Annotated in this window: 12 protein-coding genes; 10 read left to right on the top strand and 2 right to left on the bottom strand. The window is 37.1% G+C overall.

Annotated features, from left to right (window positions below; genetic code table 11):
* Positions 1-828, top strand: coding sequence for a GLPGLI family protein (locus JNG87_RS08825; protein WP_202843486.1), 828 nt, complete (start codon positions 1-3; stop codon positions 826-828).
* A 56-nt stretch (positions 829-884) separates the two neighbouring features.
* On the opposite strand, the gene JNG87_RS08820 is transcribed toward JNG87_RS08825, so the two are convergent.
* Positions 885-3,014: a S9 family peptidase gene (locus tag JNG87_RS08820; RefSeq protein WP_202843484.1), complete on the bottom strand. Its 2,130-nt coding sequence runs from the start codon at positions 3,012-3,014 to the stop codon at positions 885-887.
* Between the two features lie 120 nt (positions 3,015-3,134).
* Here JNG87_RS08820 and JNG87_RS08815 point away from each other — a divergent pair, with 120 nt between their 5' ends.
* The 5 genes from JNG87_RS08815 (at position 3,135) to JNG87_RS08795 (ending at position 8,603) form a co-directional block, all read left to right on the top strand.
* Positions 3,135-3,608, top strand: a complete 474-nt coding sequence (locus JNG87_RS08815; RefSeq protein WP_062675487.1) for a hypothetical protein — start codon at positions 3,135-3,137, stop codon at positions 3,606-3,608.
* Positions 3,609-3,623: 15 nt separating this feature from the next.
* Positions 3,624-3,812 carry a DUF6496 domain-containing protein gene (locus JNG87_RS08810; RefSeq protein WP_202843477.1) on the top strand — a complete coding sequence of 63 codons (189 nt, stop codon included), beginning with the start codon at positions 3,624-3,626 and terminating at the stop codon, positions 3,810-3,812.
* Positions 3,813-4,240: 428 nt separating this feature from the next.
* Positions 4,241-5,836: a sulfatase gene (locus JNG87_RS08805; protein WP_202843475.1), complete on the top strand. Its 1,596-nt coding sequence runs from the start codon at positions 4,241-4,243 to the stop codon at positions 5,834-5,836.
* Positions 5,837-5,852: 16 nt separating this feature from the next.
* Complete coding sequence (locus JNG87_RS08800) at positions 5,853-7,463, top strand: sulfatase (RefSeq protein WP_202843473.1); 1,611 nt, start codon at positions 5,853-5,855, stop codon at positions 7,461-7,463.
* A gap of 42 nt (positions 7,464-7,505) precedes the next feature.
* Positions 7,506-8,603, top strand: a complete 1,098-nt coding sequence (locus JNG87_RS08795) for a formylglycine-generating enzyme family protein (protein WP_238349700.1) — start codon at positions 7,506-7,508, stop codon at positions 8,601-8,603.
* A 2-nt stretch (positions 8,604-8,605) separates the two neighbouring features.
* Here JNG87_RS08795 and glgP read toward each other — a convergent pair whose 3' ends face one another.
* Positions 8,606-10,270 (bottom strand): alpha-glucan family phosphorylase, encoded by a 1,665-nt coding sequence (glgP, locus tag JNG87_RS08790; protein WP_202843469.1) that lies wholly within the window; start codon positions 10,268-10,270, stop codon positions 8,606-8,608.
* Between the two features lie 204 nt (positions 10,271-10,474).
* On the opposite strand from glgP, the gene JNG87_RS08785 reads away from it, so the two are divergent.
* From JNG87_RS08785 to mtaB, 4 genes are all read left to right on the top strand, one after another.
* Positions 10,475-11,272 (top strand): hypothetical protein, encoded by a 798-nt coding sequence (locus tag JNG87_RS08785; RefSeq protein ID WP_202843467.1) that lies wholly within the window; start codon positions 10,475-10,477, stop codon positions 11,270-11,272.
* Between the two features lie 193 nt (positions 11,273-11,465).
* Positions 11,466-13,568 (top strand): T9SS type B sorting domain-containing protein, encoded by a 2,103-nt coding sequence (locus JNG87_RS08780; protein WP_202843466.1) that lies wholly within the window; start codon positions 11,466-11,468, stop codon positions 13,566-13,568.
* A gap of 84 nt (positions 13,569-13,652) precedes the next feature.
* A complete protein-coding gene (locus JNG87_RS08775) occupies positions 13,653-14,243 on the top strand; it encodes a DUF1572 family protein (RefSeq protein ID WP_202843464.1) in 591 nt (196 codons plus the stop codon).
* Positions 14,244-14,309: 66 nt separating this feature from the next.
* Positions 14,310-15,656, top strand: a complete 1,347-nt coding sequence (gene mtaB / locus JNG87_RS08770; RefSeq protein WP_202843462.1) for a tRNA (N(6)-L-threonylcarbamoyladenosine(37)-C(2))-methylthiotransferase MtaB — start codon at positions 14,310-14,312, stop codon at positions 15,654-15,656.
* The last annotated feature ends 3 nt before the right edge of the window (positions 15,657-15,659 follow it).

Here is a 15,659-nt window from a genome sequence, read left to right as displayed (position 1 = left end):
ATGAAAAGCTTATTATTTATATTGCTGGGAACTGTAATGTTTTTTTCCCAGAACAACAGGTTCATCTATGAGGTGAAATACAAGAAAGATTCAACCTCAAAAGATATTACCAGGGAAAATTATTATCTGGATATCACAAAAGAGGATATAGCGTATTACAACAGACTGAATTATATTAATGATTCAGTATTTACTGCTACCGGGCACTATGGATTTAAAGGTAATAGATTGACTTCTTTTTTAATAAAAAAGAAGGATGATAATATATACCAAAACTATGAATATATTGGAGATGTGAATTTTTATAGACTGTCTGAAGAAACGAAGCAACATTGGAATATTACAGACAGTATAAAGATTTTCAGTAATTTCCAACTTCAAAAAGCTACTACACAGTTCGGAGGAAGAAACTGGATCGCATGGTTTACTAAAGATATCCCAATGCCCTACGGACCTTATAAGTTTAACGGATTACCGGGATTGATTATGGAATTGTATGATACAAAAAAGAATTATTATTTTAATGTAATTAAGAGTGAAAAGATTCCGGATGAATATCAACGTAATTCATTAAATGCCTCTATATCCAGAGCAATTCCCGTTACTCAGAAAGATTTAAATAAACTAAGGCTGGACCTCTATTCCAATCCCTTTAAATATGTCTTGAATGGAAATCTGACCATGCGCGAAGGACAAAAATTGCAGCTTGATGATGGTACAATTCTCTCCAAAGAACAGCTGAAACCCGCAGAAGCCAACGAAAGAAAAAAGTTAAAAGCCTTTAATAATCCTATAGAACTGGATAAAGCGGTGAAATACCCTAAATAATAAAAATCCCTTTCAGAATTTCTGAAAGGGATTTTTTATGAGTTATAAATTTAATATTATAGATTATTCAGGATGAAATCCGTCATTTTCTGGTATAACTGAGGTCTTGTTTGTCCACCGTAAATTCCGTGGTTTTTATCAGGATAAGCCATGAAATCAAACTGTTTTTTGTTTTGAATCAAAGCTTCAGAGAACTCCATAGAATTCTGGAAGTGAACGTTATCATCAGCCGTTCCGTGAATCAGAAGGAATTTCCCCTTCAACAGATTAGCATATTCCGTAGGAGAATTTTTATCATATCCATCCGGGTTTTCCTGAGGTGTTCTCATAAATCTTTCTGTGTATACAGAGTCGTAATATCTCCAGTTGGTTACCGGTGCTACAGCAATTCCTACTTTGAAGACATCAGCTCCTTTCGTCATGGCTAAACTGGTCATATAACCACCGAAGCTCCATCCGAACATTCCGATTCTGCTTTTATCAATATAAGATTGGCTTCCGAACCACTTGGCTGCTGTGATCTGATCTTCAATCTCATATTTTCCTAAATTCATATAAGTTACTTTCTTATATTTTGCTCCTTTATAGCCTGTTCCACGGCCGTCTACACAAGCAACAATATATCCTTTTTGTACAAGATGATTGAACCAAATAGCATTTCCGTTATCCCATGAGTTGGCTACCTGCTGAGATCCCGGGCCTGAATACTGGAACATAAACAGCGGATATTTTTTATTAGGATCGAAATTTTTAGGCTTCATAATCCAGGCATTCATCTGATCACCTACAGCGTTTGGAATCGTAATGAATTCTTTTTCAACAAAATTATCAGCTTTTAGTTTCTGTAACTGGTCATTGTTGTTCTGAAGCTCTTTTACTGCTTTTCCATTACCGTCTTTTAAAACATAGGTATAAGGTTTAGCTGCTGTAGAAGATGTTTCAATGAAATAATTATAGTTTTTACTGAAGTTTGCGGAGTTGTTTCCTTCTGCATTAGAGATCAGCTGGGTCTTTCCGTTTTCAATATTGACTTTGGAAATGACTTTATTGATACTTCCTTTTTCAGTAGTCTGAACATAAATTTCTTTGGACTTTGGATTAAACCCATAATAATCGGTTACCTCCCAGTTTCCTTTTGTTATCTGTTTTTTCAACTTACCATCTTTGTCATACCAGTACAGGTGACGGTTCCCGTCTCTCTCAGAAGCCCAAAGGAAGGAGTCATCTTCAAGGAATTCAAGAGTAGGGCTGTCTGTATCTACCCATTTTTCATCTGTTTCTGTAAATAACTTCTGAACTGCTCCGGTTTTTGTGTTCACTTTTAAAATATCAGAAGCATTTTGTATCCTTTCAGAAGTGATCAGAACCATTTCGTCCGGCTTTGCAGTCTGAAATACATTCGGGATGTAATAATTTTTGAAAGAACCCAGGTTCAACTGCATTGTTTTCCCGTTATCAAGACGGTATAGCTGTGCTGAAACTACAGAGTTTTTCTCACCTGCTTTTGGATATTTATAACGCATTTCTGTAGGATAAAGCGTTTTTCCATAGATAGGAATATAGATTTCCGGAACCTGGCTTTCATCAGACTTCACAAATACGATGGCATCAGAATTTTTTGTCCATTCATATTGTTTTGCATGCCCGAATTCTTCCTCATATACCCAGTCTGCCAAACCATTCAGGATTGAATTCTTTTTACCATCCGTTGTAATCTGTGTGATTTTTCCTGAATTAAGGTCCTGATAAAAAAGATTATTGTCAGAAATAAAGGCCACTTTCGTAGCATCCGGTGAAAACGCAGGCTCCTGAACAGGTTTCCCTTCATTCAGGCTGATTACTTTCCCGGATTTTAAATCTTTTACATCAAATTTCCCCAGAAAAGAATGTCTGTAAATAGGCTGGCTTTCAACCTGTAAAAGAATTTTAGATTCATCATCAGAAAAAATATAGCTTTCAAATTTTCCATCTACAAGATTCCCTTCTTTTTGTGAAGTTTTGTAAGAATATTTTGCAATTCCTGACGGTTCAATGATCAGATAATTTTCTCCGTTTTTCATTGAAGTGATCCCTGCGATCCCTTTTCCACGGTAATATCCTGAGTATATTTTATCTAAAGTGATTTCCTGTGCCGACACATTTTGGAATACCGCCGCAACAGTAAGAGTTAAGAGTAATTTTTTCATTTCTAATAGTAATGGATTTCAAAGATAATAATTTTATTAAATGTATAAAAAAGCTTTTCAAATAAGCTTTTTGGCAAAAAAATTGAATATCATACCTTATAATCAAATCAAATAATAATTATGGAAACGAATGCATACAACCAGAAACTGAACCGTTATGTATTAAACGATCAGATTGTTTATACAGGTTTTTCCAGTTTTAAAGACGCTGAAGAATGTGCTCATAAAAAAGGAGGAACATTAGTGGAAGTAGTTTTTAGAGACGGAAATGATAATCCCGAAATTACTGATGAGGCGGGGTTGATAGAGAAAAAAATTCATTACTATGTGTATGCAGGCGATGAGTATAAATTTATCCATTCCTCAGATCCGGGATTTAGAAAATATGCAGATGAGCTGCAGAAAATAAAAGCAAAACTGCAACAATCTCCACCGGATGAAAGATATTTAGCCAATTTTGAGATTGAAAATGCGGAAGACCCGATTATTGTGATCAAAAACGATCATTTTGAATCGGTAACATCGAGAGAGCGTTCAAAATATTTGAAACATGCCTGTGTTTATGAATTAGGGGTATCCCTGCCAAAATCTTAAAAAAAAAATCTGATCATGAGCAAGACTAAATATTCAGAAAAAGCTCAGGACAAAGTAGGAAAGGTAATGCACGAATTCAAGGAAGGAAAATTAAAGTCTTCTTCCGGAAAGAAAGTGACAAGCAGAAAACAAGCCGTAGCCATCGGTATTTCTGAAGCGCGGGAAAAAGGTATGAAAGTACCATCAAAAAAGAAAAATATGTAATTCATCATCCGGAAAGCTCAACTTTCCGGATTTTTTTTATCTAATTCGAAATTTCGAGATGAAGTGAGATAAATGGAGTACATGGAAAATCAGCTGATTTGTTTTCCTAAACTATAATTTTTTCTATGTTTTGATCATTTTGTGATTTATAAAATACTGTAAATGTGAATCTTGTGTTATTGATGTATATGTGATGTAGTTTACTTTGCAAGAGTTTATTCTTTTTTGTTGCAAATTCGCATCACATCCATAACTCATTATATCTTATTTCAATACAAAACACAAATGATGAAAAAGAATTCTTAATGTTTTGTGGATGTTTAAAGTTTTATTTTTTCAATATTAATCAATAACAGCCTTGGAGATCTTTTCTTTACTGCTGCAATGCAACTCACATTCTTACAAGGCTGGTTTTAAAACTAATTGATATGTTCAGTGTTTCAACTTTAAAATCAGTTTATATTCTTCTATTGATTTTATCATTTACAATAATTGCAGGACAAGCACAAAAAAAGTCCAAACCCAATGTAATTTTTATTGTCGTTGATGACCTGAGGCCGGAACTGGGGATTTATGGTAATTCCATCATTAAAACACCCAATATTGATAAGCTGGCAAGAAGAGGTACAACTTTTACAAACGCATATTGCCAGGTAGCTGTTTGTGCTCCTTCCAGAGCCAGTGCTTTAACAGGTTTGCGGCCGGATTCCACCAAAGTGTGGGTGCTGGGAGAAGAATTTCGTAAAATACATCCTGATGTGGTAACGATTCCACAGCAGTTCGAAAAATTCAATTATCATACAGTATCCATCGGAAAGATTTTTCATAATCACATGCCTGATTCTATCTCTTTCCGCGAGCCGGATCTTCGCCCTGAAGGATATGCCGTTAAAAATATGAGAGACAGAGATCCCGAATCTTTTTATTTCAGTGGTGAACTTAAAGCTGAGCTTGCTGCCAAAAGATTGGAAAGATTAGCCAAAGATCCTAAAAAATATGGGAATGGCTGGGCATACGGACGTTCTGTAGAAGTTGCAGACTGTCCTGATGATTCGCTGTATGACGGAGCTCAGACATCACTTGCTATTCAGACCATCAACCGTATTAAAAATAAAAAGAAACCCTTCTTCATGGCACTGGGGTATTTCAGGCCGCATTTACCTTTTGTAGCTCCCAAAAAGTACTGGGATCTTTATGACCCTATGGAAATACCAATGGCAGATAACAGCTTTATTCCGTTTAATGCACCAAGCATGGCCATGTATAACCAAAGGGAGATGACTGCTTGTTATGATCTTGAATATGTAAAACATCCTGCCTACTTCAGAATGCCGGAAAAAGAAGCCAGAATTCTGAAACATGGGTATTATGCTTCTGTAAGCTATGTTGATGCCTGTATTGGACGACTCGTAGATGAGCTTGAAAAACAAAAATTAATAGATAATACTATTATTGTTTTATGGGGAGACCACGGCTGGAAATTAGGAGAACATAATGCATGGGGTAAGCAGACTAATTATGTAAATGATACCCGGGTTCCTCTTATTGTATATGCACCTGGAATGAAAAATCCGGGAAGTAAGAGCAATGAACTGGTAGAGATGGTAGATCTTTATCCAACCCTTTGTGATCTTGCAGGAATAGAAACTCCTGCTTATCTGCAAGGAACGAGCTTTAAAAAACTTCTGAATGAAAACAGCGTGGAATGGAAAGGAGCCGTATTCAGCCAGTTTCTGCGTCCGGCAGGAGAAGGGATAGACCTTAACAAAAAAAATTATATGGGATATTCAATGGTGACTAAAAATTATCACCTGATAGAGTGGTACTACTGGGATAAAGTAACCCAAAAGCCGGGAGAACTTGTGGCACGGGAACTTTATAATCTTACCTCAGATCCGAAAGAAAATTTCAATATTGCAGTGTATCCCGAAAATAAAGACATCCTTGACAAGCTTTCTGAACAACGTAAAAAAGGATGGAAGGAAGTGAGAAATAAGCTGATAACAAATAAGTCTTATCAATAAAAGAAAATTATACCTCATGAAGAATTTCAACTTTTTAAAAATAGTATTCATTATATTGATTTGTAATTGCATAGCGGTGGGAGGTGTAAGCTTTAATAAGGATAATCCCAAACCTAAAAAAAGTGTAAGATCCGCTATCAAGCAAACAAGACCCAATATCCTGTTTATTCCTATTGATGATTTAAGACCTGAAATGGGCTGCTATGGAAACACTGTTATAAAAACTCCTAATATGGACAAACTTGCAGCAAGAGGAGTTGTTTTTAATAGAGCCTATTGCCAGCAGGCTGTATGCAACCCCTCACGGGCAAGCCTCCTTACAGGTTTGAGACCAGATTCTGTTCGTGTATGGGATCTTCAGACAGATTTCAGGAAAAACCTGCCGGATGTAATCACTCTTCCGCAGGTATTCAAGAATAACGGGTATTATACGGTAGGAATCGGAAAAACCTTTCATAATACTTTACCTGATGATAAGTCCTGGAATGAAGAACTTCATGTAAATGGATACCCTTTTGATCCGGACGCAGTATATCAGCTGGAGAAAAACAAACTGATTCAGAAAGAAAAGGAGCTTGCCCTTGAGAAAATAGGAAAAGGAAAACCGGATGCTTATGGATTTATCTATACAAAGGCTAATTCTGTTGAAATGGCAGACGTTGATGATGATGCCTATTATGATGGAGCGCAAACAACCATGGCCATTCAAAAGTTGAAAGAATTAAAAGGAAAAGATAAGCCTTTCTTTTTTTCAGTAGGTTATTACCGTCCGCATTTACCATTTAACGCTCCTAAAAAATACTGGGACTTGTATAACAGAAACGACATACCTCTTGCGAAAAATCAATTCATACCTGAAAATGCTCCGGAATTTGCCGTACATGGTGATGCTGAACTGAGAGGGTATACGGACAGATCAGACCTGCCTTTACCATCGGAAAAGCCATATGATCTGGAAAAGCAAAAGGAAATTCTCCATGCCTACTATGCCTCTGTCTCTTATACAGATGCTCAGATAGGCAGGCTTTTAAAAGCCTTGGATGAATTAGGACTGAGTGAAAATACCATTATTGTATTGTGGGGAGATCATGGCTGGAAACTGGGAGAGCATAACAGCTGGTGCAAACAGAGCAACTATGAGATTGATACCAGAGTACCGCTTATTATCAGTGGGGCAGGAGTGAAAGCAAAAGGAAAATCCAGCAATGCACTTACAGAGTTTGTTGATATTTATCCTACTTTATGTGATATGAGCGGAATAAAAATTCCAGATTATCTTCAGGGAACGAGTATGAAACCTCTGCTTTCGGATTCTGACCGTAAATGGAAAACAGCAGCCTACAGTCAGTTTTTATTGGGAAGATACGGGGTAAAAGCCAAAGGGGGACAAAATGTAGAAAGAATGGGATATGCCATCCGTACCGACAGGTATCGATATGTAGAATGGTTCGAATGGAATAAAGAGACTGAAAAGCCCGGAGCTTATCTGGCCCGAGAGCTCTATGATCATAAAAATGATCCTGACGAAAATATAAATATTGCTGAAGAAGTTCCTTCTAAAAAAATAGTCAATCAGCTTTCACTTCAGTTGAAAAAAGGATGGAGATACAGTAAACCGAAATCATAAAAAACTGTAAATATTCAGATAAAGATGATGTTTTCCATAAAAATGATAATTTGTACAGGAGTATTAAGTTTGGTATGTTCCTGTAATAAAAATAAAGCCGTAGAACCTGTGGGAAATAAACCCGGGCATACCTGCATGACTATTCCGAAGAGATTAGGGACAACAGATTCTTCTCATATCAGTTTTAATGGAAAAACTTCTCTGGAAGCAATGGTGCTAATCCCCGGAGGAGAGTTTGATATGGGAGGCGATAATAGTCAGGCTGATCCAGATGAATACCCTAAACATAGAGTGAAGGTTTCTCCGTTTTATATGGATATAACAGAAGTGACGAATGCACAGTTCAATAAATTTGTAAATGCTACAGGCTATATCACAACGGCAGAACGTAAACCCGATTGGGACGAATTAAAGAAAAACCTTCCTAAGGGTACTCCAAAACCTCCGGATAGTTTGTTGGTAGCTGCTTCATTGGTGTTTAAACCAACAACCAAGCCTGTGAATCTGAATGATTTCAGCCAATGGTGGAAATGGGTAAAAGGTGCGAGCTGGAAACATCCCCAGGGGCCGGCAAGCAATATTGAAGGGAAAGACAATTATCCCGTAGTACATATAAGCTGGGATGATGCACAGGCATATTGTAAATGGTCCGGTAAACGTTTGCCCACAGAAGCAGAATGGGAATTTGCAGCACGGGGCGGATTAAAAAATAATATCTATCCGTGGGGCAATGAACCCATCAATGAAGGAATTCCTAAAGCAAACAGCTGGGAAGGAAAGTTTCCGTACCTCAATGAAAAGAAAGACGGCTATGGTACCCTTGCCCCTGTACAATCATTTAAAGCCAACGGATATGGATTGTATGATATGGCTGGAAACGTTTGGGAATGGTGCAGCGATTTATACAATTATGATTACTATAAAAAACTGGAAGGCAGACTGGTTTTAAATCCTCAGGGCGCTGACAGATCTTATGACCCTCAGGAACCGTATAGTGTTAAACGCAGTCTTCGGGGAGGAAGCTTTTTATGCAATGATAGTTACTGCAGTGGATACAGGGTGGCCAGACGTATGAAAAGCAGTCCTGATACAAGTCTTGAACATACCGGATTCAGGTGTGTTCAAGACATTGCTCATTAATTCTATTTTTGATTATTATAGAGGATTCTGTAGTATTCATCCGCCATTCTGTCACTGTTGAAATGATCTTTCACATCATCCATTGCATTGTGCTGGATTTTTCTCCATTCATCAGGGCGGTCGTAATAGGTGGGAAGAATTTCATTTTCAAGAATTTCATACAACTTATTTAAATCATAATTATCCTGTTCGTAAATACTCATATTCAGATAATCTGCTTTGGGAACTACGAAAGAGTTGTCTCCATGTTTTGCAAATTCCGGGATCCAGCCGTCATCTGTAGATAAATTGACAGATCCGTTCATGGCAGCCGTCATACCGGAAGTTCCTGAAGCTTCCCTTGGAACCCTTGGGTTATTAAGCCATACATCAGAGCCCTGTTTTAAAGACTTGCTTAAAGAAAGCTCATAACCCGTAAGAACAGCCATATTTTTATGATTTTTACTTTCTTCTACCAGGGTATTGAATGTAGAAATAGCAGAGTAGTCCATTGGGTAAGGTTTTCCTGCCCAGATAATCTGTACCGGATATTTTGGATTGTTCAGAAGTCTGTAGAATCTTTCTTTGTCATGGAGAAGAAGTTCTGCTCTTTTGTAGCCGGCAAATCTTCTTGCCCAGACCATGGTAAAGACATTAGGGTTAAATAAATTTCCTGTCTGATCTGCAACAATGCTGAACAGTTTTTTCTTCAGATATTTCTTACGGAAATCAAAAACAGTTGCGTCGTTTTCATCTTTTGCATTGTATAAAGGTTTATCAGACCAGTATTTAAATTCCTGAGCATTGGTGATAGATGTGATTTCACAGATTCCCGGATATTTATTCCACATGGCTCTGGAAACAACCCCATGAAGCTGGGAAACTCCATTGGCCATTCTTGCCATTCTCAATGCACAAAGAGAATGATTGAAACGGTCATCATCAGATCCTTCAATCTTTTTCACTTCTTCCATGCTGTATCCTGAAAAATAGGACATGTCATAACATAATCTGAAGCTGTGCTTTTCATTACCAGCTTCTTCAGGAGTGTGAGTGGTGAAAACCAGTTTTTCTTTAACTTTATTCAGATCTCCGTTATATTTTCTCAGGAGATAAAAAGCTGCCGGAAGCCCATGGGCTTCGTTAAGATGGTAAACTTCTCTCTCAATGTTCATTTCATCCAATAGCTTGGCTCCTCCTTTTCCCAATAAAATATATTGAGCAAGTTTTGTAGATTCATTCGCATCATACAGCTTGTGACAGATTGTTTTTGAAACGTGATCATTTTCCGGAACATCTGTAGAAAGGAAAAACATGGGTGCCGTATTGAAGATTTCAGGATCAAGATACCATACTTTTACCCAAACCGGAGCACTGTGGATTTCGATTTGAAATTTTATTCCTGTGTCCTCAAGAAAACTGTACATTTTTCTCGTCCATACAGGTTGTAAAGTCTGATCGTGGTTTCTTGCCTGGTCATAATAACCAAATTTCCATAGGATACCGATTCCAATAAGATCCTGCTTAAGGTTATAGGCACTTCTCATATGAGAGCCTGCCAGAAAGCCAAGTCCTCCCGAATATATTTTAAGTACCTGCTCAAGAGCAAATTCCATTGAGAAATAAACGGCTTTTTTTGAATATTGAGGATTAATCGTGTAAGGTATTCTGAAATTCCTGAAATCCATAAATGTGGGTTTGTGTTTAAAAAGGCAAAGGTATTAATTATGAAAATAAACTTTACATTAATTAATCGATAAATTAATTAAAAACTAAGTGTTGAATTGTTTTTTTACTTATCTTTAAGAGTGTAAATTTTTGATTATCAAAAACTTTTAATGATGAAAGCCAATGGCTGCATGTGTTCTTTAATTTAAATAAAAAAATCACACATGAAAAAGACATTTTCTGATGAAGATCTGATCAAGAATCTGAGTTTATATTACCTGAACAGGCATTTGAAAAAAAAGCCCATAGAGAAGTATCACCGTACCATAGACGAATCTCCGCTGCACGACCGTGAAAAATACAGAAAGAAATCCGAGATTCTTCTTCTCAACTCTTTTATGCATCATTTTCCCGAAGTGAAATTTGAAAACCTTACCTGCGAGAGTCCGGACTTTATCGCCAAACTGAACGACAAAAAAATCGGAATAGAACTGACCGAAGTAATCAACCATCTGGAAATGAAAAAAGTGGAAAGCACTTTAAACAAGATGTTCCGTCAGGCAGAAATATTATTAGAACAGGAAGACACTACGAAATATCGTGGTGTTTATTTTTTAGAATTCCACCCGGCAACCAAATTTGATAATCTGGAAATACAACAGGAAAACGTTATCAGTATTTATAAAAGCATTAAAAAAAATAAGGCTGTAGGCTGTGTAAAAAGTCTGAGAAAATCTTTCCATCGCAGAAATGTATTCATAACCCATGAGTACAGCATGAATCTGTTTGATGAACTGTGCTCCGAAAAGATTCTGGAACTTATTGAAAAGAAGAACGAAAAATTCCCTTATTATGATACGTCAGTAGATGAATGCTGGCTGGTGATTGTTTCCGATATGAATTCTATTGCCTCAAGATATACCTTCATTCAGGATAAGGAACATTTGAAAGAAGTAAAAAGCCCTTTCCATAAAATATTTCACCTGGAAAATCTTTGTGGAAATATTACAAGTATAAAATAAATAGGATGTGTATTTGATTATTTGCTGTATAATTTGATATAATGTAGATTATTTTAAATTATTCTATGTTTTAATTTGTAATAGTTTAAAATTGTTTAGATTTTATTGTTTTTAATTAAAATAAGGTTATATTTGATGTGTGTTGATTATCAATGCAATGTGTAACTGATATAACCATAAAAACATTAAATCTATGAGGAAACTTTTACTTTTCATACTTCTTTGTCTCTCTCATACTTTCTATGCCCAGGCTGACTGTGCTACTGCACTTTCCGTTTGCGGAAATTCAAATATCACGTATAGTCCTACCGGATATGGCAACATAAAGGAACTGGTCAATTCCGGGAGCTGTATAGATTTTACGGGAGAACACAACTCAATCTGGTATAAAATTACAATCGCTACAGGAGGTACACTTACCTTCGACCTTGTCCCGAATAATCCGGATGCCGATTATGACTGGGCGATTTTTGGTCCTAATGTAACCTGTGGAAGTTTAGGATCACCAATCCGTTGTAATGCTGCAACAGTTATCGGACCAGGTCCTGCTACAGGATTGAATATGACAAGCACACTTTTAAGCGCTGCAGGAGGCTCTCTGACTCCTTATTGCAGATATCTTGATGTTTTACCAGGGCAAACCTATTACTTGTTTATTGACAACTGGGTGAGCAGTACCAGTTCCACTACAGCACCGTTTTCTTTAACGTGGGGAGGAACTGCAACACTGGCTTCACCATTTACTGATCCGGCTATTCAGACCCAGCCATTTAATCCTCCCGGAATTCCGGCTGCCAATCCTGCTGACCCAAGAGAAGTTGTCATATGTTCTGCAACAGCTTTATTTGATTTTTCTACATTATCCTCAGGAATTCTTAATGGAAATCAAAACTTTGGGGTAAGTTATCATCTGAGCCAGAATGATGCCTTAACGGGGAATAACCATATTACAGTTCCTATTACAGTCAATACAACAACGGTCTATTATTACAGTATCAATTATACCGATCCGGCCAATGCATCTAATCCGCTCAACAAATGTAAGCAGGTTGGAACATTTAAATTTAAAAATGGTTCTATCACAGCAACAAACGCAACTTTGACCCAGTGTAACAATAATAATGCAGGGACAGCTTTATTTGATTTAACCACAGCAGATGTTATTGCAAACCCTAATGTTACTAAGAAATATTATCCTACAATGGCGGATCTCAATGCCGGAACCAATGAGATTACCAACCCAATGGCATTTGTCTCTGCAGAAGGAGTTATTTACGTAAAGGTAATATCAGAATTTGGCTGTACTGCAGTGGCACAGATTACGTTGAAATTTTATCCCGTTGTAGTCGTAAATGAAACGACTTTGAGATCATGCTTCATCGAATCCAGTCCAGCCACCGCTTCTTTCAATCTTGTCAATGCTTCAGTAACTGGTCAAACTAATCCGACAAAAAAATATTATCCTTCATTGACAGATGCTGTTAACCAGACCAATGAAATCCTGAATCCCAATAACTACATTGCACCTAATGGCTTTGTGTATATAAGAGTTTCTAATGCTCAGGGTTGTTATAATGTGGCTAAAGTTACTTTAATCGTTATTCCGCCTGTATATTCTGATAAGCTCAAAGATGTGACAATTTGTGCAGAAGACCAGACTACGCTGGATGCAGGACCCGGATTTAAAAGCTACGAGTGGAGTACAGGAGCTACTACGCAAAGCATTAAAGCAGGAATAGGAGTATATTGGGTAAAACTTAAAACAGGAGAATGTGTGACGACACAAACGGTAAAAGTGCTTCCTTCCGAGCAGCCGGTTGTTTCCGGGATTGATATTTCGAACAATACAATCACAGTATCCGTAATAGGTGGAACTCCGGCTTATAAATATTCAATAGATAATATCATCTGGCAGGATTCCAATGTTTTCAATAACCTTTCCAGAGGAGATCATAAAGTATATGTAAAAGATGCCTATGATTGTGATCCGATAGAAATTGGAATCGTTGTACCTAATTTGATTAATGTGATAACCCCTAATGCAGATGGAATAAATGATGTGATCGACTATTCAGCCCTTGCCAACAAACAAAATCTGATCATGAATGTTTTCGATCGTTATGGAAATAAAATTTTCCAGGCAGACCGATCCAACGGCTACAAATGGGATGGAACCCAGGGTGGAAGAAGAGTACCTACAGGGACATACTGGTATTCTATCACATGGAATGAAAATGATAAAAAGAATACGGCCATTAAATATACAGGCTGGGTTCTGGTGAAAAACAGAGAATAATAATAAAACAGATAGAAAAAACCACTTCAATTGAGGTGGTTTTTAGTTTTAAAAATTATTAAATTAGGAAATAAAATAGAAAGAATGAAAGACCTGTTTGTAAAACGTTTTGAATACTATAAATCTCTTGGTGATAAAACCTTTGAACAGTTAACAGATGACCAGATGTTCTGGCAGTATAATGAAGAAAGTAATTCTATTGCTGTGATTGTGAAACATCTTGCAGGAAATATGCTTTCACGATGGACTAATTTCCTTACCGAAGATGGTGAGAAATCCTGGCGTAACCGTGACGGAGAATTTGTCAATACATTTACTACTAAACAACAGGTTCTTGATTTTTGGGAACAGGGTTGGGAATGCTTTTTTGATGCTCTTGATAAAATAAACGAGGAGAATCTCTATTCCACAACGTACATCAGAGGAGAAGCACATCCTGTTATTGATGCCGTTCTTCGTCAATTGGCTCACTATCCTTACCACATCGGACAGATTGTTTATATTGCTAAAATGATAAAAAATGAAGACTGGAGTACACTTTCAATTGCCAGAAACCGATCTCAGGAATTTAATACAGAAATGAAAACCAAATTTTCAGGTCAGGATACAGCTTCCAATTCGTCGCCCGTCTGCTTTCAAAACAGCCCCGATGTAAGAGATGAATATAAACAATAGATTGAATCAATCTTGAGTTCTTATTAAAATTACTATCTTTGCACCCATAAAATTCAGGAGTAACAAATGTCTACTTTTCACAGAACTGCCGCGTTTCATACACTGGGCTGCAAATTAAACTTTGCAGAAACATCTACTATTGCCCGTCAATTAACAGATGCAGGTTATGATAAGGTAAGCTTTGATGAAAAAGCGAATGTGTATGTTATCAATACATGTTCCGTGACAGAAAATGCTGACCGTGAATGTAAACTTCACGTGAAAAGAGCAATGAAAGCCAATCCGGAAGGACTGGTCGTTATTGTAGGATGCTATGCACAGCTAAAACCTGAAGAAATTTCACAGATTGAAGGAGTGGACCTGGTTTTAGGAGCAAAAGAAAAATTCAATATTCTGAGCTACCTTGATGATTTGGAGAAATCTGAGAATGAAGGCGTAGTGCATTCATGTGAAATTGAAGAAACCGATTTCTTTATCGGAAGTTATTCTATTGGGGACAGAACCAGAGCTTTCCTGAAAGTACAAGACGGCTGTGATTATAAATGTACCTACTGTACCATTCCGTTAGCAAGAGGAATTTCACGTTCTGATACCATCGAAAATGTTCTTAGAAATGCCACGGAGATCGCTGCGAAAGATATCAAAGAAATTGTTCTTACAGGGGTGAATATCGGTGATTATGGTAAAGGAGAATTTGGAAATAAAAAACACGAGCATACTTTCCTTGATCTTATTTCAGAACTGGATAAGGTAGAAGGAATAGAAAGAATCCGTATCTCTTCTATTGAACCCAATCTTTTGAAAGATGAAAGTATTGAACTGGTTTCTAAAAGCAAAAGCTTTGTTCCGCATTTTCACATCCCGTTACAATCCGGAAGCGATGATCTTTTGAAAAGGATGAAACGTCGTTACCTGACCAAACTGTATAATGACAGAGTGAACAAGATCCGCGAGGTAATGCCTGATGCGGCTATCGGAGTAGATGTTATTGTAGGATTCCCGGGAGAAACAGAAGAAAGATTTATGGAAACCTATAATTTCCTTAATGAACTTCCTATCACTTACCTTCACGTATTTACCTATTCTGAAAGAGAAAATACGGAAGCTGCAGCTATGGACGGAGTAGTTCCCGTAGCAGAAAGAAAAAAACGTAATAAAATGCTGAGAATTCTTTCTGAAAAGAAGAAAATGGCATTTTATCAGACCCAATTGGGAAAAACGCTGCCTGTTCTTTGGGAGCACGAAAATAAAGACGGGAAAATGTTCGGCTTCACAGAAAACTATGTGAGAGTCCAGAAAGACTTTGATCCTGCATCCATCAATCAAATTGAATTTCTAAATTTAGAAAAAATCCTGTCAGATGGCACGGTTTCTGTGCAATCTTCTTACCAAAATTTTTTAGCAAAAGCATAGGCT

The sequence above is a fragment of the Chryseobacterium cucumeris genome, from assembly GCF_016775705.1.
Taxonomy (GTDB): domain Bacteria; phylum Bacteroidota; class Bacteroidia; order Flavobacteriales; family Weeksellaceae; genus Chryseobacterium; species Chryseobacterium cupriresistens.
The sequence above is the reverse complement of the archived record's forward strand: the minus strand, read 5'-3'. Positions and strand labels throughout refer to the sequence as shown.

Bases quoted from the DNA above. Each gene is read 5' to 3' on its own strand.
- JNG87_RS08825 (WP_202843486.1), top strand. From the start codon at position 1: ATGAAAAGCTTATTATTTATATTGCTGGGAACTGTAATGTTTTTTTCC.
- JNG87_RS08820 (WP_202843484.1), bottom strand. From the start codon at position 3,014: ATGAAAAAATTACTCTTAACTCTTACTGTTGCGGCGGTATTCCAAAAT.
- JNG87_RS08815 (WP_062675487.1), top strand. From the start codon at position 3,135: ATGGAAACGAATGCATACAACCAGAAACTGAACCGTTATGTATTAAAC.
- JNG87_RS08810 (WP_202843477.1), top strand. From the start codon at position 3,624: ATGAGCAAGACTAAATATTCAGAAAAAGCTCAGGACAAAGTAGGAAAG.
- JNG87_RS08805 (WP_202843475.1), top strand. From the start codon at position 4,241: ATGTTCAGTGTTTCAACTTTAAAATCAGTTTATATTCTTCTATTGATT.
- JNG87_RS08800 (WP_202843473.1), top strand. From the start codon at position 5,853: ATGAAGAATTTCAACTTTTTAAAAATAGTATTCATTATATTGATTTGT.
- JNG87_RS08795 (WP_238349700.1), top strand. From the start codon at position 7,506: ATGATAATTTGTACAGGAGTATTAAGTTTGGTATGTTCCTGTAATAAA.
- glgP (WP_202843469.1), bottom strand. From the start codon at position 10,270: ATGGATTTCAGGAATTTCAGAATACCTTACACGATTAATCCTCAATAT.
- JNG87_RS08785 (WP_202843467.1), top strand. From the start codon at position 10,475: ATGAAAAAGACATTTTCTGATGAAGATCTGATCAAGAATCTGAGTTTA.
- JNG87_RS08780 (WP_202843466.1), top strand. From the start codon at position 11,466: ATGAGGAAACTTTTACTTTTCATACTTCTTTGTCTCTCTCATACTTTC.
- JNG87_RS08775 (WP_202843464.1), top strand. From the start codon at position 13,653: ATGAAAGACCTGTTTGTAAAACGTTTTGAATACTATAAATCTCTTGGT.
- mtaB (WP_202843462.1), top strand. From the start codon at position 14,310: ATGTCTACTTTTCACAGAACTGCCGCGTTTCATACACTGGGCTGCAAA.